Here is a 252-nt window from a genome sequence, read left to right on the forward strand (position 1 = left end):
TTCTCACCCAGGCCGATATCTTCGATATAGAGAAACTCGGTCGCCACTTCAGCTTCGGCCGCGCAGTCCTGCAGATATTGCACCGTGCCACGGTCTTCTTCCGTGTCGCGGCAGCAGGCAAGGTGCAGCAGATTAAAACCATGCTGTTCGCGCAGTTCGGCGAAACGCTCAATCAGCTTTTCCTGCAGGCTGTTGAACTGGTCGCTGCCTTGCGGCAGGTTGCCGGCATTGGCCTGGTCTTCCAGCCAGATC

General features: G+C 57.5%; 1 protein-coding gene. It reads right to left on the reverse strand.

Annotation, left to right across the window (positions count from 1 at the left end; genetic code table 11):
• The coding region (locus ACPYOI_RS36590; RefSeq protein WP_481424246.1) for a glutathionylspermidine synthase family protein at positions 1-252 on the reverse strand (252 nt) is incomplete at both ends.

The sequence above is a fragment of the Rhizobium sp. SVR5-2C genome (assembly GCF_056755115.1).